Origin of the sequence: Variovorax ureilyticus, assembly GCF_050632185.1 — a bacterium.
GTDB classification, from domain to species: domain Bacteria; phylum Pseudomonadota; class Gammaproteobacteria; order Burkholderiales; family Burkholderiaceae_C; genus Variovorax; species Variovorax ureilyticus_A.
In genome coordinates, this window is record NZ_CP192579.1 from 4,425,347 (window position 1) to 4,443,465 (window position 18,119).

The 18,119-nt window shown below is 66.8% G+C and carries 17 protein-coding genes and 3 pseudogenes; 15 read left to right on the forward strand and 5 right to left on the reverse strand.

Features of this window, described 5'->3' with window-relative positions; translation table 11 throughout:
- The first annotated feature begins 9 nt into the window (after window positions 1–9).
- From xrtQ to ACQ858_RS22020, 14 genes and pseudogenes are all read left to right on the forward strand, one after another.
- On the forward strand, window positions 10–912 hold the full coding sequence (gene xrtQ, locus ACQ858_RS21955; RefSeq protein ID WP_431274632.1) for an exosortase Q: 903 nt from the start codon (window positions 10–12) through the stop codon (window positions 910–912).
- Complete coding sequence (locus ACQ858_RS21960; RefSeq protein ID WP_431274633.1) at window positions 893–1,234, forward strand: hypothetical protein; 342 nt, start codon at window positions 893–895, stop codon at window positions 1,232–1,234. Before xrtQ ends, ACQ858_RS21960 begins: the two co-directional genes overlap by 20 nt.
- Window positions 1,186–1,545 (forward strand): hypothetical protein, encoded by a 360-nt coding sequence (locus ACQ858_RS21965; protein ID WP_431274634.1) that lies wholly within the window; start codon window positions 1,186–1,188, stop codon window positions 1,543–1,545. Before ACQ858_RS21960 ends, ACQ858_RS21965 begins: the two co-directional genes overlap by 49 nt.
- A 7-nt stretch (window positions 1,546–1,552) precedes the next feature.
- A complete protein-coding gene (locus ACQ858_RS21970; protein ID WP_431274635.1) occupies window positions 1,553–2,827 on the forward strand; it encodes a biosynthetic peptidoglycan transglycosylase in 1,275 nt (424 codons plus the stop codon).
- 58 nt (window positions 2,828–2,885) lie between these two features.
- Window positions 2,886–4,018, forward strand: a pseudogene (locus ACQ858_RS21975) (ABC transporter ATP-binding protein).
- A 72-nt stretch (window positions 4,019–4,090) separates the two neighbouring features.
- Complete coding sequence (locus tag ACQ858_RS21980; RefSeq protein ID WP_431274636.1) at window positions 4,091–5,362, forward strand: ABC transporter substrate-binding protein; 1,272 nt, start codon at window positions 4,091–4,093, stop codon at window positions 5,360–5,362.
- Window positions 5,363–5,375: 13 nt separating this feature from the next.
- Complete coding sequence (locus ACQ858_RS21985) at window positions 5,376–6,296, forward strand: ABC transporter permease (protein ID WP_431274637.1); 921 nt, start codon at window positions 5,376–5,378, stop codon at window positions 6,294–6,296.
- A gap of 52 nt (window positions 6,297–6,348) precedes the next feature.
- Entirely contained in the window at window positions 6,349–7,188 is an 840-nt protein-coding gene (locus ACQ858_RS21990; RefSeq protein ID WP_431276922.1) for an ABC transporter permease, read from the forward strand.
- A gap of 13 nt (window positions 7,189–7,201) precedes the next feature.
- Window positions 7,202–7,936: an aspartate/glutamate racemase family protein gene (locus tag ACQ858_RS21995; RefSeq protein ID WP_431274638.1), complete on the forward strand. Its 735-nt coding sequence runs from the start codon at window positions 7,202–7,204 to the stop codon at window positions 7,934–7,936.
- 55 nt (window positions 7,937–7,991) lie between these two features.
- Window positions 7,992–8,896, forward strand: a pseudogene (locus tag ACQ858_RS22000) (pirin family protein).
- A gap of 133 nt (window positions 8,897–9,029) precedes the next feature.
- The gene (locus ACQ858_RS22005) at window positions 9,030–9,584 is read left to right on the forward strand and encodes a Spy/CpxP family protein refolding chaperone (RefSeq protein WP_431274639.1); all 555 of its coding nucleotides are present in this window, start codon (window positions 9,030–9,032) and stop codon (window positions 9,582–9,584) included.
- 169 nt (window positions 9,585–9,753) lie between these two features.
- The gene (locus ACQ858_RS22010) at window positions 9,754–10,482 is read left to right on the forward strand and encodes an endonuclease/exonuclease/phosphatase family protein (RefSeq protein ID WP_431276923.1); all 729 of its coding nucleotides are present in this window, start codon (window positions 9,754–9,756) and stop codon (window positions 10,480–10,482) included.
- Entirely contained in the window at window positions 10,479–11,717 is a 1,239-nt protein-coding gene (gene clsB / locus ACQ858_RS22015) for a cardiolipin synthase ClsB (RefSeq protein WP_431274640.1), read from the forward strand. The genes ACQ858_RS22010 and clsB overlap by 4 nt, the downstream gene beginning before the upstream one ends.
- Window positions 11,717–12,712 carry a lysylphosphatidylglycerol synthase domain-containing protein gene (locus ACQ858_RS22020; protein ID WP_431274641.1) on the forward strand — a complete coding sequence of 332 codons (996 nt, stop codon included), beginning with the start codon at window positions 11,717–11,719 and terminating at the stop codon, window positions 12,710–12,712. Before clsB ends, ACQ858_RS22020 begins: the two co-directional genes overlap by 1 nt.
- A 34-nt stretch (window positions 12,713–12,746) precedes the next feature.
- On the opposite strand, the gene ACQ858_RS22025 is transcribed toward ACQ858_RS22020, so the two are convergent.
- Entirely contained in the window at window positions 12,747–13,145 is a 399-nt protein-coding gene (locus tag ACQ858_RS22025; protein WP_431274642.1) for an acyloxyacyl hydrolase, read from the reverse strand.
- 20 nt (window positions 13,146–13,165) lie between these two features.
- Entirely contained in the window at window positions 13,166–13,429 is a 264-nt protein-coding gene (locus ACQ858_RS22030) for a hypothetical protein (protein ID WP_431274643.1), read from the reverse strand.
- 82 nt (window positions 13,430–13,511) lie between these two features.
- On the opposite strand from ACQ858_RS22030, the gene ACQ858_RS22035 reads away from it, so the two are divergent.
- The gene (locus ACQ858_RS22035; protein WP_431274644.1) at window positions 13,512–14,000 is read left to right on the forward strand and encodes a polyhydroxyalkanoate granule-associated phasin; all 489 of its coding nucleotides are present in this window, start codon (window positions 13,512–13,514) and stop codon (window positions 13,998–14,000) included.
- Between the two features lie 27 nt (window positions 14,001–14,027).
- Here ACQ858_RS22035 and ACQ858_RS22040 read toward each other — a convergent pair.
- The 3 genes and pseudogenes from ACQ858_RS22040 to ACQ858_RS22050 form a co-directional block, all read right to left on the reverse strand.
- Window positions 14,028–15,205: pseudogene (locus tag ACQ858_RS22040) on the reverse strand (metallophosphoesterase).
- Window positions 15,206–15,381: 176 nt separating this feature from the next.
- A complete protein-coding gene (locus ACQ858_RS22045) occupies window positions 15,382–15,882 on the reverse strand; it encodes a hypothetical protein (RefSeq protein ID WP_431274645.1) in 501 nt (166 codons plus the stop codon).
- A gap of 474 nt (window positions 15,883–16,356) precedes the next feature.
- Complete coding sequence (locus ACQ858_RS22050; protein ID WP_431274646.1) at window positions 16,357–18,117, reverse strand: TniQ family protein; 1,761 nt, start codon at window positions 18,115–18,117, stop codon at window positions 16,357–16,359.
- Window positions 18,118–18,119: the final 2 nt, after the last annotated feature.

Below are 18,119 nucleotides of genomic sequence, written 5' to 3' on the forward strand. Positions count from 1 at the left end.
GTGCAGGTCATGTCTCTCGCCGTACTCGCACAAACCCACCCGCGCGTCATCGATTGGGGCATCCGCCTCGATCGTGCACCCGCGGCCGGCTGGCTTGCGCTGCAGGCCGCTGCGCTGGCGCCGCACTGGATCTGGATGGCGCGCCGCATGCACGACGGTTCGGACGATCCGCTGGGGCTTCTCGCGATCGCTGCGCTGGCCGTGATGGTGTGGCGGCTTCGAAGCGAACTGCGACCCGCGCCGCGTCTGGGCTGGCTCGCGGTCGCAGCGTCCAGCACGTTGGGTGCCGCCCTGCTTCGCACGGGCGTCGGCCCGCTGCCGTCGCTGCCACCGCTGGCCGCCACGTTGCTTGCCGTGCTGGCCATGGCCTGCGGGCTGCTCGCCTTTCTCCCCCGGCGCATCGCCGGCTTGCCGGTGGCGCTGCTCGCCCTGCTGGTGCTGCCGCTGCTGTCGTCATTGCAGTTCTATGCGGGCTATCCGCTGCGTGTGCTCACCGCCGAGGCGAGCTGCTGGTTTCTGAGGACGGGCTTCAGCGTGGTGCGCGAAGGCAGCAGCCTCCTCGTCGACGGGCGCCTCGTGATCGTCGATGCACCCTGCTCCGGCGTGCAGATGGCGTGGTTCGGCTATTTCACCGCGTGCGTGGTTGCGCTGTGGTCGGGCCGCGATGGCCGGAGCTTTCTTGCACGCCTGCCGGCGGTCGGATTGCTGGTGCTTGGCGGGAATGTCGTGCGCAACAGCGTGCTCGTGGCGCTCGAAGCCGCGGGGCATGCGCCGCCGCCCTGGCTGCACGACGCCTTCGGGCTCGCATTGCTCGCGCTGGTGTGCGGCGGCATTGCCGGCGTGATGGCTGTGCGCGGTGGCTCCGGACTGGTCACTTCGACGGGGGGCCGCCGTGTCGATGCAGCCTTTTGACGCCGGGGCGCCCCAAGGCAAGAAGCACCCCTTCGGGGGGCAGCGAGGATATGAAGTGCCAAGCCTGGGGGCCTTTCTTGAACGCTGGTTCGCCAACCGCTTCGTCAACCGCATCGCGCACAAGGCGGCCTTCGCGTCGGCGATGCTCTTGTGCCTGCTCTGGTCGGCTGCTTCGGCCCTGCAAGGCGGCGCAGAAGCGCCCGCGCCCGCAAGCTTCCAGGAATGGCCCAGCGAATGGGACGGCGCCCCCTGCGACCGCTGGCGCTCAGTGACGTGGAGCACCGCTTCGCCGATCGCTTTCCCGGCTCGATCGCGCGCATGACCGATGGCCGGCAGATGCTCGTGATGCGCCGCGTCGACACGCCCACCCGCATGCTGCATCCGGCGGCCGACTGCTACCGTGCGCTCGGCTACGGCATCGCGCAGGCCCGCCTGGAGCAGGACGTCCACGCTCGACTGTGGCGTTGTTTCGTCGCCGAGCGCCGCGGCATGCAGAAAATGCGTGTCTGCGAGCGCATCGTCGACGCCGCGGGCGCCGCTTTCACCGACACTTCAGCCTGGTACTGGGCAGCAGCCACCGGCCGGTCGAACGGCCCCTGGCAGGCTGTCACCCTGGCGAGACCGATCGAGTGAGAGAGATTTGCTGAAGAAGGCACTGCTTTACCTGCTTTTCGCGACCCTGGCGCTGGTGCTGACGGCGAGCATCGCCGCGTACCTGATCGTGCGGCTGGCGCTCGCGCCCGGCCCCGACGAATGGCCCGCGCGGCTCAAGGCCGGTCCTTTCACCATCGATGTTGGCGTGCCCACGGCGATCCGGCTCGCCACCTCGTCGTGGTTCGCGCCATGGATCGCGGGCCGCACCATCGAGACCGGCTTCGGCCCGGTGGCGTTCGGCTGGAACGAACCCACCGCCACGCTCGAACTGCAATGCGCGCCGTGCAGCGCCACGGTGCACTCGCTGGGCAAGGCGCCGATCCGCGTCGATCGCCTCAAGGCCACCGTGCGGCGCGATGCGGGCACGCTCAGCGGGCTGCTCGAAGCCTCGGCGCCCGGCGCGGTGGCGGCCGAGGGCAGCGGCGATGTCGTGCTGCACGGGCGCTGGGACGGCCGGCTCACGCAGAAGAGCCTGCTGCTCGACATTCGCGCTGACAGCGCGCCGATCGCCCAGTGGTACGCGGTGCTCGCGCCCGACCTGCCCGAGCTCAAGCGGGCGCGCATCGGCGGCACGGTGGGCCTGCGCGCACACGTGGCGCTGCCGGCCGGCACGTATTCGCTGACGCCGCAGATCGAGGGCTTCACGGTCGATGGCCTGGGCACCGAGGCGATCGCCAACGCGCGTTCGAGCTGCGGCCCCGCCAGCCGCCTCGGCAGCGAAAGCTGGCTGGCGCGCGCGGTCATCGCGGCCGAGGACCAGCGCTTCTTCAACCACCCCGGCTACGACCTGACCGAACTCGCGGCATCGCTCGAAGCCAACCAGAAGTCCTCGCGCACCGAGCGCGGCGGCAGCACGCTCTCGCAGCAGCTCGCCAAGATCCTCGTGACCGGCGGCGAGCAGAATGCCGACCGCAAGCTGCGCGAGCTGCTCTACGCGGTCGAGATGGAGCAGACGCTCGGCAAGGCGCGCATCCTGCAGCTCTACCTCGACAACGCGCCCTGGGGCGCACGCATCTGCGGCGCCGAGACGGCGGCGCGCACCTATTTCAAGCGGCCGGCCCGCAACCTGGAGCCGGCGCAGGCGGTCTGGCTCGCATCGATGCTCACCAACCCGGCGCTGGCGGTGCGCAGGTGGCAGCAGGACGGCAACATCAACCTCGAGCGCGCCAACAAGGTGGCGGATGGGGTCAGGGGCATCACGAAGGCACAGCGCGAGGCTTTGCTGAAGAGCGTCGCCGCCGCCAAGTTCCCTGCGCCGTAGCGCACGCCGCCGAAGGCGTGCACCAGGATGGCGCATGACCGCGTCGATCCGCTGGCATATGTCTTGCGGTGCCAGCACCGATGGATGCCGTCACTGCCCCCCGCCCGCAGCCGTTGAAATCGTCGCGCTGACCAAGCGCTACGCCGCGGGTGCGCCCCCGCGGTCGACCAGATCGACCTGCGGATCGCCAGCGGCAGCTATTGCTGCCTCCTCGGCCCCTCGGGCTGCGGCAAGAGCACGACGCTGCGCATGGTCGCGGGGCATGAATCGGTCTCTTCGGGCGACATCCTGCTGGACAACCGCAACATCACCAACCTGCCGGCGGCGGCGCGCGGCACGGCGATGATGTTCCAGAGCTTCGCGCTCTTTCCGCATCTCTCGGCGCTCGACAACGTCGCCTTCAGCCTGAAGATGAAGGGCGTTGCCAAGACCGAGCGCCATCGCCGCGCGAAGAACCTGCTGGAGCGCGTCGCGATGGGGCACCTGGCCGAGCGCAAGCCGGCCGAGCTTTCCGGCGGCCAGCAGCAGCGCGTGGCGCTGGCGCGTGCGCTCATCACCGAACCGCGCGTGCTGCTGCTCGACGAGCCGCTCTCTGCGCTTGACCCGTTCCTGCGCATTCAGATGCGCGCCGAGTTGCGGCGCTGGCAGAAAGAACTGGGCCTCACCTTCATCCACGTCACGCACTCGCAGGAAGAGGCGATGGCGCTGGCCGACACGATGGTGGTGATGAACCACGGGCTGGTCGAGCAGGTGGGCTCGCCGCACCAGGTCTACAACCACCCGGCCAGCGAGTTCGTCGCGCGCTTCATGGGCGGCCACAACGTCTTCGCGCTGAACGACGGCCTCATCGCCGTGCGCAACGACCACATGCGCATCACACCGGCCTCCGGCGGGGCCGGCGAGATGGGCGTGCCGGCGCATGTGACGGACATCGAATACCAGGGCACCTACGTGCTGCTCGGCCTGCGCATCACGGGCGTGCGGCCCGAGCGCAGCAGCGTCTCGGTGCTGCTGTCGGAGAAGGCCTTCGTCGCTCGCCCCTACGAGGTGGGGGACAGCGTGCGATTGAGCTGGTCGGAAGCCGACGCGCGAACCCTGGGGCCCGGCGCCACGCGCCCGGACGACCCGGGCAACGGCTCGCCCGCTTCCCGGCCTGCTCCGATGGCGGCTCTCGCGGCGATGGCAGCGTGAGCCGCCCCGTGCGCCGCACCGCGGCCGCCGCCATTTTCTTCTTCACCACCACTGCCTCTACGCAGACCCACCATGTCCAAAAAAACTGAAATCTCTTCCACCGACGTGCAGCGCCGCACGCTGCTCAAGGGCACCGCGGGCATTCTTGCGGCGGGCGTGTTCCCCGCGATCCACGCGCAGGAAAAGATCGTCCTTCGCTACCTCGGCACCGCGGTCAACCAGGACAAGGCCATCGCCGAGAAGTTCAAGGCCGACACCGGCATCGAGATCCAGTACGTGGCCGTGACCACCGACGACGTGACCAAGCGCGCCGTCACCGCGCCGAACAGCTTCGACCTGATCGACACCGAGTACTTCTCGCTCAAGAAGATCGTGCCCACCGGCAACCTGAAGGGCATTGACACCAAGCGCGTGAAGAACGCGGACAAGATCACCACGCTCTTCACCAAGGGCGAAGTGGCCGGCAAGAAGGTCGGCGACCAGGGCACCGCGCCGGTCAAGGTGATCTTTCTCGAAGGCGAGAAGAGCAAGACCTTCTCGAAGACGCCGACGCAGTTCATGTCGCTGATCCCGACCACCTACAACGCCGACACGCTGGGCATCCGGCCCGACCTGATCAAGCGCCCGATCAACTCCTGGGCCGAGTTGCTCAATCCGGAGTTCAAGGGCAAGGCCGCGATCCTGAACATCCCGTCGATCGGCATCATGGATGCGGCGATGGTGGTGGAGTCCAAGGGCCTGCACAAGTACGCCGACAAGGGCAACATGACCAAGGCCGAGATCGACCTCACGATCAAGACGCTGATCGAGGCCAAGAAGGCCGGACAGTTCCGCGCGCTGTGGAAGGACTTCAACGAGTCGGTCAACCTCATGGCCTCGGGCGAGGTCGTGATCCAGTCGATGTGGTCGCCGGCGGTCACGGCCGTGCGCAGCAAGGGCATCGACTGCGTGTTCCAGCCGCTCAAGGAAGGCTATCGCGCCTGGGCCTCGGGCTTTGGCCTGCCGGCGACGCTGTCGGGCCGCAAGCTCGACGGCGCCTACGAGTTCATCAACTGGTTCCTCGACGGCTGGGCCGGTGCATACCTCAACCGCCAGGGCTACTACAGCGCGGTGCTCGAGACCGCCAAGGCCAAGATGGAGCCCTACGAGTGGGCCTACTGGATGGAAGGCAAGCCCGCCGAGAAGGACATCAAGAGCCCGCAGGGCGACGTGATCGCCAAGGCCGGTGCCGTGCGCGATGGCGGCAGCTACGAGCAGCGGATGGGCGGCATCGCGTGCTGGAACGCGGTCATGGACGAGAACGAATACATGGTCCGCAAGTGGAACGAATTCGTCGCTGCCTGAGCTTCCGGACGGCATGAGCGCCATCGCGACGAAGGCTCCGGCCAATGCCACCACACCGGTGCGGACCATCCGCGCGTGGTGGCAGGCGGCGCCGTTCGCGCTGGTCTTCCTGCTGTTCTTCATCGTTCCGCTGCTGCTGATCGCGATGGTCAGCCTGTGGAACTTCAACGAATACGAGCTCATCCCCGCGCTGTCGCTGCGCAACTACCTGAGCATCTTCGAAGGCTGCTCGCATCTCACGGACAACGGCGATCTGTGCGTCACGCTGTCCACTTATCTGAGCACGCTCAAGTTCTGCCTCATCGTCTGGGTGATCACGCTGATGCTCGGGTTCGCGGTGGCGTATTTCCTTGCGTTCCATGTGCGATCGTCGGCGATGCAGACGCTGCTCTTCGTGCTGTGCACCGTGCCCTTCTGGACCTCGAACGTGATCCGCATGATCTCGTGGGTGCCGCTGCTGGGACGCAACGGGCTGGTCAACCAGGGGCTGATGTGGCTCGGGGTGGTCGACACGCCGATCGAGTGGCTGCTGTTCTCGGACTTCTCGGTGGTGCTGGCGTTCGTGCACCTCTACACGATGTTCATGATCGTGCCGATCTTCAATTCGATGATGCGCATCGACCGCTCGCTGCTCGAAGCCGCGAGCGATTCGGGCGCATCGGGATGGCAGACGCTTTGGAACGTGATCGTGCCGCTCTCGCGCACCGGCATCCTCATCGGATCGATCTTCGTCATCACGATCGTGATGGGCGACTTCGTCACCATCGGCGTGATGGGCGGCCAGCAGATCGCCTCGGTCGGCAAGATCATCCAGGTGCAGACCTCGTACCTGCAATTCCCGCTCGCGGCCGCCAACGCCATGATCCTGCTCGCGGTGGTGCTGATGATCATCTGGTCGCTCACGCGGCTCGTCGACATTCGCAAGGAGCTGTGACGTGAGCCACCGCATCGGAGAACAGCGAAGCCGCGGTTTCTGGCCGCTGGCGATGGTGTTCGCGCTGTTCGTGCTGTTTCTCTACGGCCCGATGATCACGATCTTCGTGCTCAGTTTCCAGGGGCCCGAAGGCGGCCTCACCTTTCCGTTGCGGGGTGTCTCGCTGCACTGGTTCCACAAGCTCGCCGAAGGGCTCGGCACGGTGGACATCGGCGCGGCGTTCCGGCGCTCGATGCTGCTCGGCGCGGTGGTGATGCTGTTCACCGTCGTCTTGTCGGTGCTCGCGGGGCTGGCTTTCCGCAAGAAGCTCAAGGGCGGCAATGCGCTCTTCTTCGTCACCATCGCGAGCCTGATCATGCCGTCGATCATCGTGTCGCTCGGCATCGGCCTGCAGTTCCGCCTGCTCGACAGCGGCATCAAGAGCGCGCTCACCGCGCTCGACGCCACCAGCACGCTCGAGAACTACGGCACCGCGCTGGGCCTGCTCACTTCGGCGCTCGGCGCGCATCTCACCTGGACGCTGCCTTTCGGGCTCCTGATCATGTTCGCGGTGTTCAACCGCTTCAATCCGGCCTACGAGGAGGCCGCGCGCGATCTCGGCGCGACGCCCTGGCAGAGCTTCCTGCACGTGGTGCTGCCGCTGATCGGGCCGTCCGTGGTGGGCATCGGCATGTTCGGCTTCACATTGAGCTGGGACGAGATCGCGCGCACCTCGCAGGCCATCGGCGACGTCAACACGCTGCCGCTCGAACTCCAGGGCCTGACGTCGACGGTGACCACGCCGGCCATCTACGCGCTCGGCACGGTAACCACGGTGGTGTCCTTCGCGGTGATGGGCACGGCGCTCGGCGCGGCGGCGTTCCTGCGCAGGCGGTCCGCGCGGCAGCGCTGATGCGGTGGCAGGCATGGCGCGGCTGCTCGTCATCAATCCGAACACCTCCGTATCGGTCAGCGATCTGCTGCAACGCCGCGTCAGCGCCATGGCCGGCGCAGGGCACGACGTCCGCACCATCACCGCGCGCTTCGGTGCGCCCTACATCGCGAACGAGGCGAGCTATGCGGTCGCGCAGCACGCCACGCTCGATGCCTGGGCGGCCGCGCATGCCAACGGCGAGCGGCCGGATGCGGTGCTGATCGGCTGCTTCGGCGATCCCGGTCTCTTCGCGCTGCGCGAAGGCGCGGGCGTGCCGGTCGGCGGGTTGGCGGAAGCGTCCTTTCTCGCGGCCTCGCGCCGAGGCCGCTTCGCGGTGGTCACCGGCGGCGAGGCCTGGCGCCCGATGCTCGAACGGCTCGCCTGGTCGCTCGGGTACGCGGCCTCGCTGGCGGGCATCCACACCGTGGCGCCGACCGGCGCGCAGCTCGCCGCCGATCCGGATGGCGCGCGGTCGTTGCTGGCGCAGGCCTGCCGCGACGCCGCCCAGCGCTTCGGGGCGCAGGCGGTGATCCTCGGCGGCGCGGGTCTTGCCGGCATCGCCGCCGAGATCGCCGGCGCGGTGCCCGTACCGATCGTCGACAGCGTGGACGCCGGCGCGGAATGGGCCGTCGATGCGGTCCGTGCGCCCGCTGCGCGCGCTCAGACGGCCCCGGGCTTCGGCGTCGCCTGGCAGAGCGTGTCGTGGGAACTCGAGTCTTTCGGCTGATCGCTCGCCGCCCCCACCGCTAGCGCGGTCGTCCGGACCGTGCCACCATGCCCCGATGACCACCCCGCACCACCCCCACAACGTCCATGTCGCCGAGCCGGCTTCGCTCGTCCGTCCGCGGCCGGTCGAGCAGATCGTCGCGGGCGTCTCGACCAGCGACGGCGACGGCGTCAAGCTCACGCGGGTGCTCCAGCACACGCTGCAGGAGCGGCTCGACCCCTACCTGATGCTCGACGCCTTCGGCAGCGACAACCCCGGCGACTACATCGGCGGCTTTCCGAGCCATCCGCACCGCGGCTTCGAGACCGTGACCTACATGATCTCGGGTCGCATGCGCCACCGCGACAGCCATGGCCACGAAGGCTTGCTGTCCAACGGCGGCGTGCAGTGGATGACCGCCGGCCGCGGCCTGGTGCACAGCGAGCTGCCGGAGCAGGAAGAGGGACTGATGGAAGGCTTCCAGCTCTGGCTCAACCTGCCGGCCAGGGACAAGATGCGCGAGCCCTGGTACCGGGACATCCAGAGCGAGGAGATCCCCGAATTCACCACGCCGGCCGGCGTGCACGTGCGCGTGATCGCCGGGGAGAGCCACGGCATCGCCGGCGCGATGAAGCGCGAGCACACCGAGCCCCTCTACCTCGACATCACCCTTCCCCCGGCGCCGAGTTCGCCCAGCCGCTGGCGGACGATCGCAACGCGCTCATCTACGTGTTCCGCGAATCGGTCTTCATCGGCAACAGCGAGATCCCGACCAAGCGCATGGCGATCATGGCCAACGAGCCGGGCAGCGACGGCGTGCTGCTGCACGCACCGGGCACCAACCACAGTCCGGCCCGCGCGCTGCTGATCGCCGGCAAGCCGCTGCGCGAGCCGATCGCGCAGTACGGCCCCTTCGTCATGAACACCCGCGAGCAGCTGATGCAGGCGGTGCAGGACTTCCAGCACGGCAAGTTCGGCTGATCGGGCCGCCGCGCGCCTTCATCTATCTTTACGCGCGCTAACCCCGCCCTCACTCGCCGGACACATGCGGCGGCCACACTTTGCTTCACCTGCTGCCCATCGGCGGCAGGCTTCTTCGAAAGGAAGCACTCTCATGATCACGTCTCGCAAAAGCCTTCTCTGTGCCGGATTGCTGGCTGCCACGGTGGCATCGGGCGCCTTCGCGCAGGCGCCGGCGAGCTCGCCGGCCGCGCCTGCCGCCAAGGACCAGTCCGGCGCGCAAGCTCCGGCCAAGGGTCCGCGCGGGCGGGAAGACCGCGCCCAGCGCTTCGAGCAGATGCAGCAGCGCCATGCGCAGAATCTCGCGGCACTGAAGGAAAAGCTCAAGCTGACCCCGACGCAGGAAGGCGCATGGAACGCCTTCGCCGAAGCGCAGCAGATGCCGCCCGTGCCGCCGGAAAGCGCACGCATGAATCGCGACGAGTTCGCCAAGCTGACGACGCCGCAGCGCCTCGACCTGATGCAGAAGCGCCAGGCCGAACGCAGCGCGATGTTCACGAAGCGCGCCGATGCGACCCGCACCTTCTATGCCGCGCTGACGCCAGAACAGCAGAAGACCTTCGATGCGGAATCGATGCGCCGTTTCGGCCCCGGCGATCGCGATGGCCACCATCATCCGCACCATCCGGCCGCGCCTGCCAAGAGCTGAAGCGTTCACCGGTCCGCGCAAAAAGCCCGCGACGCGCAAGCGCCGCGGGCTTTCTTCTTCTTCAGGCGCGATCCTACAGCCTGCCCGGGCGGGCCGTCTTACAACCGACTCCGTGAAGCCCTCGTCTCCCACGGAGGCCGTGACGGCCAGGCCGACGTTGCTGAAGGTGATGACCGTGAACACCCACAAGGGCTTCACGGCGCTGAACCGCAGGTTCATCCTCCCCGAGCTGCGGGAAGCGGTGCGCACCGTGGGCGCCGATGTGGTGTTCTTGCAGGAAGTCCTCGGCACGCATTCGCGGCATTCGCGCAAGATCGACAACTGGCCGGAGGCGTCGCACTACGAATTCCTCGCCGACACGATGTGGCCGCAGTTCGCCTACGGCCGCAACGCGGTCTATCCCAAGGGACACCACGGCAACGCGGTGCTGTCGAAGTTCCCGATCGTCCACTACCGCAACCACGACGTCACCGTTGTCGGGCCCGAGAAGCGCGGCCTGCTGCATTGCGTGCTGCGGCTGCCGGCGCGGCCGGTGGACGTGCACGTGATCTGTACGCACCTGGGGCTGGCCGAAACCCACCGCCAGCAGCAGCTGGAGCTGCTTTGCCACATCGTGCGCGACGAGGTTCCGGCGGATGCGCCGCTGATCGTCGCGGGCGATTTCAACGACTGGCGCGGCAAGGCGCACGCGATCCTCGAGGCGGGCGCGTCGCTGCACGAGGTCTTCGTGCAGGCGCACGGCAGTGCGGCCAAGACCTTTCCGGCGCGCTTTCCGCTGCTGCCGCTCGATCGCATCTACGTGCGCAACGCGGCGGTGCATGCGCCGGTGGTGCTGCCGCGCAGGCCGTGGTCGCATCTGTCGGACCACGCGCCGCTGGTGGCGGAGATCGAGCTGTGAGTGCATCGAAGGGCCAGCGCTGGGTCGGCGGCAACCGGGTCGAACTGCTGGAGAACGGAGAGCAGTACTACCCGCGCGTCTTCGACGCCATCCGCGGCGCCCGGCGCGAGGTCGTCATCGAGACCTTCATCCTGTTCGAAGACGAGGTCGGCTCGGCGCTGCACGCCGTGCTGCGCCAGGCGGCGCTGCGGGGCGTGAAGGTCGACCTGATGATCGACGGCTTCGGCTCGCCGGGGCTCTCGAGCGAGTACATCGAAGGGCTCGGTTCGGTGGGCGTCCGGGTGCGGGTGTTCGACCCGGGCAGACAGATCTTCGGGTGGCGGATCAACGACTTCCGCCGCATGCACCGGAAGATCGTGGTGGTCGATGGCCAGATCGCGTTCGTCGGCGGCATGAATTTCGCGGCCGATCAGCTGCAGGGCTTCGGGCCGATGGGGAAGCAGGACTACGCGGTGGAACTCAGGGGCCCGATCGCCCGCGAGATCCACCATTTCGTGCTGCGCGCGATCGCGCTCGGCGGCAAGGGCGCGAGCTGGTTCCGGCGACGTCTCAGGGCCTCGGGCCAGGGCGTGACCGCGCCCGAGGGCACGGCCGAGGTGCTCTTCGTGACCCGCGACAACGGGCAGCACACCACCGACATCGAGCGGCACTACCGCGCCGCGATCCGCAGCGCGCGCGAGCGCATCGTGATCGCCAACGCCTATTTCTTTCCGGGCTACCGGCTGATCAAGGAAATGCGACGCGCGGCGCTGCGCGGCGTCCTGGTGCACCTGATCCTGCAGGGCGTGCCCGATATGCCTTTCGTCAAGGTGGCGGCGAGCATGCTCTACCACCACCTGCTCCATGCGGGCGTGCGCATCCACGAATACACCGAGAGGCCGCTGCACGGCAAGGTGGCGCTGGCGGACCACCAATGGAGCACCGTGGGCTCGAGCAACCTCGACCCGCTGAGCCTGTCGCTGAACCTCGAGGCCAACGTGGTGGTGCGCAGCGAGGCGTTCAACCAGGCGCTCTGGGATAAGCTCCACCACCTGATGCAGAACAGTTGCAGACAGGTGCGGGCGTCCGACCTCACCGAATGGAGTGCCTGGCGCCTGGTGCGCAGCTTCTGCGTCTTCCATCTGCTGCGCTGGTATCCGGCGTGGGCCGGATGGCTGCCGCGCCACGCGCCGCGCCTGAAGCCGCTCGGAAAGCAGGGCCCGCGCGGGGGCTCCACGCGAACGGACATCGTGTGATGGGCAGCCCGACGGCAGCCGGCGCCGCGGCGCCCGCGGAGTCCACCGGGTCGAATACCTGGGCGCACGTCAAGCGCATCGCCGCATGGGTCTTCTTCGCGGGGGTGCTGGTGCTGATCTGGCGGCAGGCGCGCAATGTCGACTGGTGGAACGTGCTCGCGTCGGTCCGCGCGATTCCTTGGCCGATGGTGCTGGCGGCGGCCGTGCTGGCCTTCTGCAGCCACCTGCTCTACAGCACCTACGACCTGCTCGGCCGGCGCATGACCCATCACACGCTCGGCACGGTGCCGGTGATGGGTGTCACCTTCATCAGCTATGCGTTCAACCTGAATTTCGGTTCGCTGATCGGCGGGGTGGCTTTCCGGTACCGGCTGTACTCGCGGCTCGGCCTCGGCCCGAACACCATCACGCGGGTGCTCGGCTTCAGCATGCTCACCAACTGGTTCGGCTACTTCATGGTGGCCGGCGCGGCCTTCTGTTTCTCGCCGATGACGCTGCCGCCGAACTGGCGGATCGACAGCGGCGGGCTGCGTGTCCTCGGCGCGGGGCTGATGCTGGCCGGCGTGGCGTATCTTGCGCTGTGCGCCGTCGCGCGCGAGCACACGTGGAACATCCGTGGCCATGAGCTGGACACGCCACCCCTGCGCATCGCATTGCTCCAGCTGGTGATCTCGTGCGCCAACTGGTCATTGATCGGCGGGATGCTCTGGTTCCTGCTCCAACGGCAGATCGAGTACCCCACCGTGCTCTCGGTGCTTCTCGTCGCCGCGGTGGCCGGCGTCATCACGCACGTGCCGGGCGGACTCGGCGTCCTGGAGGCCGTGTTCCTCGCCCTGCTGTCCCACCGCCTGCCGGAGGCCCAGCTCCTCGGGGCCATCCTTGCGTACCGCGCGCTCTATTACCTGCTGCCGCTCGCGGTGGCGCTGGTGTTCTACGCCGTGGCGGAGATGCACGCGCGCCGTCTGCGAAAGATGCTGCTGGCGGCCTCGGGCTGAATTCCGGACGCTGCCGATCGCCCGCCGAACTCACTCAGAAGCGATAGAGATAGCGAACCCGCAGGAAGTTTTCGCCCGGATTCGGCTCCTTGATGTGGCCGTTGGAGAAGTGCTGGATGCGCACCGACACCTCGTGCTCGCGCTGCGCACCGAAGCTCAGGCCGGCGCCGATCAGCTCGGTGAACTGGAAGGCCGTGCTGAACTCGCGGTCTTCGGTGCGGTAGAGGTGGTTCATCACCGTGCCACCGAGGCCAGCCTCGACGAACCAGGGCGATCGCCCTTCGCCAAAGCGGTAGCGCACGTTGGCGATGGCGCCGATCTGCGCGTAGTTGTCCTTGCCGTCGCCATTGGGCTTCGGTGCGCGCCAGCCGCTCAGGAAGAAATCCCAGTAGAAGCTCATGTCACCGCCCCACAGCACGCGGTTGGCGGCCATCGGCAGCGTCAACCCGGCCGTCAGCGAATCGGTCGACCGGCCGCTCTGGGGGTCGTCCCCGCCTCGACGTAGATACCCATCGCCCTGTCGTCGCTCGGCGCGGTCTGGGCGCCCACCGAAACCGAAAGCAACGCGCCCGCCGCAAAGAGGACGGCTTTGGCGCAGGAAGTCATGTTTTTCATTCTTGGAACTCTGATTTGAACTTGCACTTTTTGACAATCGTAAGGGTTGTGCAACAGGTCTGCTTCATCTTCGAGATGCGACATCGCAACCGACACGGCCATCGATCATGCTGCAGCGCAGCAAAATTTGCGCCGAAGGCCTATAGTCTGCGCTTGAGTCCCGTGCCCCGAGAGTGTCCTTCGCATGTCTTCCATCCGCTTTTTCAATCCCCTGATGCTATGGGCCGACGTCGCGGCCACGGCCCATGAAATGCTCCTGTCGTCCGGCTCGGTGATCCGCATGAGGTCCGAGCGAATCGCCAGGGCAGGTCTCGCGCCCAGCGAGGCGGACCTCGCCGAATTCCAGCTCATGGGGCACGAGAAGCTCGCGGCCGCCAGCGAGGCCGGTGCAGCGATGGTGAATCAGCTGCACACCACCCAGTTCGTGCTCTTCAATCGTGCAGTCAGGCATTGGCTCAGTGGCGGGGTCGCGCTGTTTTCGCTCGCGACCAGCACGTCGCAGGCGCAGGCGGTGACGCATGCCGAAGCGCTCGGCACCTCGGCTGCGCGCACTGCGGCGGCGGTGAGTCAACTGAGCAGCGCCGGCGCGCGCATCGTGCAGCGCGGCCTGAAGCCGATCCATGCGAAGGCGACGGCCAATGAGCGCCGCCTCGCGGCACCGGCCGAGTACTGAAAGAAGCGGTGTCCGCCGGACCCGGAATCAGCTCTCCGGCACGAGGCGCAGCAAGGTGATTTCCGAAGGGGCCCCGATGCGCTTCGGCGGACCCCAGTAGCCGGTGCCGCGGCTCGTGTAGACCCACATCTCCTGCAGCTTGTGCAGGCCGGCGGTGAAGGGCTGCTGGAGCGGCACGAAGAGATTCCACGGAAAGAACTGCCCCCGTGCGTGTGGCCGGAGATCTGGAGCTGGTAGCCGGCCTCGGCTGCCGCGGGTGCGCTGCGCGGCTGATGGGCCAGCAGCACGCGCATGTGCACCATCGGCGGTGCGCCGTCGAGCGCGAGACGCGGATCGCTCGCATGCGCTGCATCGAAATGCACCGCCGTGTAATCGGTGACGCCGGCCACCACGAGCGCGCTTTCGAGAACCTCTTCATCCGTCTGCGCGCCTTTCACGCTGCGCGTCTGAAGCACGACGTGCTCGTTGAGCAGCACGCGCAGGCCGAGCCGGCGCAGTTCGTCGATCCAGGCATGCGCGCCGGCGTAGTACTCGTGGTTTCCGGTCACCACGAAGGTGCCGTGCTTTGCGCGCAAGCCTTGCAGCGGCGCGACGTGGTCGCGAAGCTCCGGGACGGTACCGTCGACCAGATCACCCGTGATGGCAACCATGTCGGCGCCGAGGCCATTGACCGCGGCGACGATGCGCTGGATATAGCCGCGTCGGATCGTCGGCCCGACGTGGATGTCGCTGAGCTGCGCGATCGTGAATCCGTCCAGCGCGGTCGGGAGGTTGCGGACCGGCACGTCCACGTGCACCACGTTGGCGGTACGGCGCGCGTTGAGAAAGCCGATCGTGGTGATGGCCGTCGCCAGCACCGGCACCGAGCCCGCGCTCATCGCGAGCCAGCGCGGCCAGTCGGGGCTCCAGCCGGAAACCAGCGCCACCAGCCATGCGACGAGAAGTCCCGCATCGCGCACGATCGTGAGCACGAACATGGACGAGAACCAGCCCATGCTCAGGAGCCCGATCCACTTCCATCCATCACCGAGGCGGCGAGCTCCTTCCGATCGCCTGCCGGCGAACGGCAGCGGCATGGTCGCGGCCGAAACGACGAGCGCGATCGCCAGCCACCCGGCCCAGCCGCCGGCGAGCGCAGGCAGCAACCGCAGGCCCAGGTAGACATGCAGGAGTGCGGTGAGGAGGATGAGGGGGCGGAGCGGCATCGGGACTGGCAGGACGGAAAAAATCCGGACACATCAAATGCGAGCCACACGCTCCGCATTCAAGGTGTGCGCCACCTTGTCCGACGCTATTTCGAGGCAGGTTCCGTGCGGGAACCCGGTGATGATTCTGGCGAGATCCTCGCGGGTTGGCCGGCGGTTCCTCCGCCGGAGCGGGTTCAGTCGCCCGTGCTGATGGCGGCCTGGTGTTCAGGGCGGTTCGTGCCCATCGCGGAGGCGAAATCCACATTCGAGGGCCACATGAATACGGCTTTGGCGGCAACGCCGTTGAAGACGACGAGCGGTTGCGTCAGCGTGATGCCGCCCATCGTCGCCTCGATGTCGTACGCGCCGGGATCGAGCCGCGCGAGCATGTAGGGCGATCCGGTATCGGCCTGCATCACTTCGCGGCTGGTGTAGCGCTCACGCACGGTGACGTGCACGTCGGACGGAAAACGAACGCTCCGGCCGGCCCGGCTGATGCCGAACTCCAGCGTGGCCGCCCAGCGCGGCGACACGGTCTGCATGAACGCCGCTTCCTCGCTGGTCCTGCCGCCGCACATGTACTCGATGCCCTGCGCCATCCGGATCGGGGGATTGGTCAGTGCCTGCGCGGAGGCGAAGGCCCCCAGCATCATCACCGCAGCCCACAGGGGCCGCCAAGACCGGTTCGGGTTCATTTGCTGTCCTCTTGCTCGAATGGCGTCAATTCCGCCGGAGATTTTGCTAAGCAAGAGTCGGGCTAGGAATAGCGTTTACACGCAGTTCCCGCCCCATGAGCGTGGCGAGCGATCGATGATCGATCGCGGCCCCGGTCTGTAGAAGGACGCATAAGCTGAGACACGACCTCTAGGGCTGACAACAACTTAGCGAAGGTTTGGGAACCACCCGTTGAGACAGATGGGAGCCATCCGCTGAGAAACTCTCAAGCTGAGCGCCGCCCGGCGAACATAAAAAAGCCGGCCGGATGCAGCGCATCCTAGCCGGCTGGAGTCAAAAATGAAAACAGCGAGATTTCACATCAAGAAATCTCGCTGGGTGGAGCTGCCTGGCGTCAGCTTTGGGCGGAGAGCTCCTATGACCTTGGAAGAGACCGTTGCCGGTCCACTAGACTGGGTTCTGGAATGCTGCCCTTGCCAAGTCGGCGACGCGAATCAGCCCACCACGGCGCTCGCCGTCCGGCAGTACTCGTGCGCCCACGACTTCAATGCCCCGAAGCTGCCGGACCAGGGCAGAGGGCTTCGTACCAAGAACTTTCGCCAGGTCAGAAAGGGGAGGTACTCGCGGCGAAAGTCCGCAAGCTGGTTGGGCGTCACCACTCGACATGGCTGACCGCGAAGAAGTACCTCAAAACACCTCAAAAAGCCGTGAGCTATCCAATGTCCAATGCTTTCATGCTTGTATCCAGTCGCTTCCGACAAGGCCTGCAAAGTGAGGCCTTGGTCGAGGGCAGGCCTGGCGTAGTGCTTGGCCACGTCATCCCACAGGTATTCATAGTCGCCCGCAAGCCTGCCTCCCTTCACCGGGGAAACGGCGCCTGAGGCGATAGCCTGGAAGGCGGATGCCAAGGCCTTCTTGTCCCCAACATATCGCGCAGTCAGCTCCCGCACGGCAATGCGCCGCCCTTCCCCAGCTGCGGGCTCCGCTGCCGCCCGCTGGAGGCATTCGGTCAAGCGGCGGATGGACGCGACTTCAATAGGCCCGCCTTTCCGCAGGTCTTCCTTCCAGCTCGCCTCTCGGACGACAACACCGGCATCGCAAAGGTGTCCCAAAACACTCGGCGGAACGCCCAGCAATTCGCACGCCTGCTTCTCTGACGTCCACATTGCCCGCGCAGCAATGATGGCATCGACCTCACTGACCGCAATTTGGTAAACATAGCCGTTGGTACGCGCTTTGAGCTCCTTGCACTTCACCTCCCCTTTGTCACGGAAGTGCTGAAGCGACGAGTACTGGATTCCGATACGAGCAGCTGCCTCCAATAGGGAAACATGAACCGCCTCCCTGTTGATGACCTTTGCGGCAGCGTCGCGCCCAAGTACGCCATCAAACTCCGCCTGCGCGACATCGGCGATGGCATGAAGGAAGGGATGTATGGCCGTGTGGTCACAAAGCTTGCGGAGCTGGCGATACCAAGCACCAAGTCGCCTGTTCAAGGTGCGGCCCTCCGGAGGGCCGACGCGCAGACGTTCACTGACATGGTGTCGGAAATTCGTCGGCCACTTGGACAACAGGAACTCTAGCGGCGAAAGGAATGCGACCAGGCCGTCCATCGTCGAAGGTGCCGCGGCATTCGACCGGCGAGCAGCCACCTTCGGGTCAGGCTGTTTGCACAGCGTGCCGATGAGCTTTCCCCCAACGTCGATGTCTGTGTTACTCAGCGCGGGTCCAAAGTTTTCAATCTGAGCAATCCCGCGCTCAAGTAGCGACGAGACCCACATTTGCGCTGAAGTCGCCGGCTCCGTTGGCATCGCGCGCAGGTCAAAGCCGCAGTCACATAGTTCAATGTGCTCCCGTCCGTCGCGCAGCGGCGTCGCGCAACCCGAGCAAGTGTCGCGTAGCAGCACGCCATGCGAGGGGCAGGCAGCCACATATGCATGCTCCCAGGTGGCACGCAGGTGTGCAGATTCCCGCAGGCAGTGCACGCACACAGCATCACGACGGTAACGCCTCAATCCTGTCCAGCCACGCGCGGCATTGTCTTGCGCTGTTGCAGCAGCGCACCAAGCCGGCTCCAGGCCAAGCTTGATTGCTGTCTGCTCGGGATGGGCAAACAAGGCATCATGGGTAACGCGCTCGGCGCAATGGCGGGCAAGGTCCTTCCAGCTGCTAAGTGCATTGGAAGAGGAGAGGCGGCGGTAGTAGCCCCGGCCCGACTCGTCGGGATGGGGTGCGAAGGTCTGAATCAAACTCATGT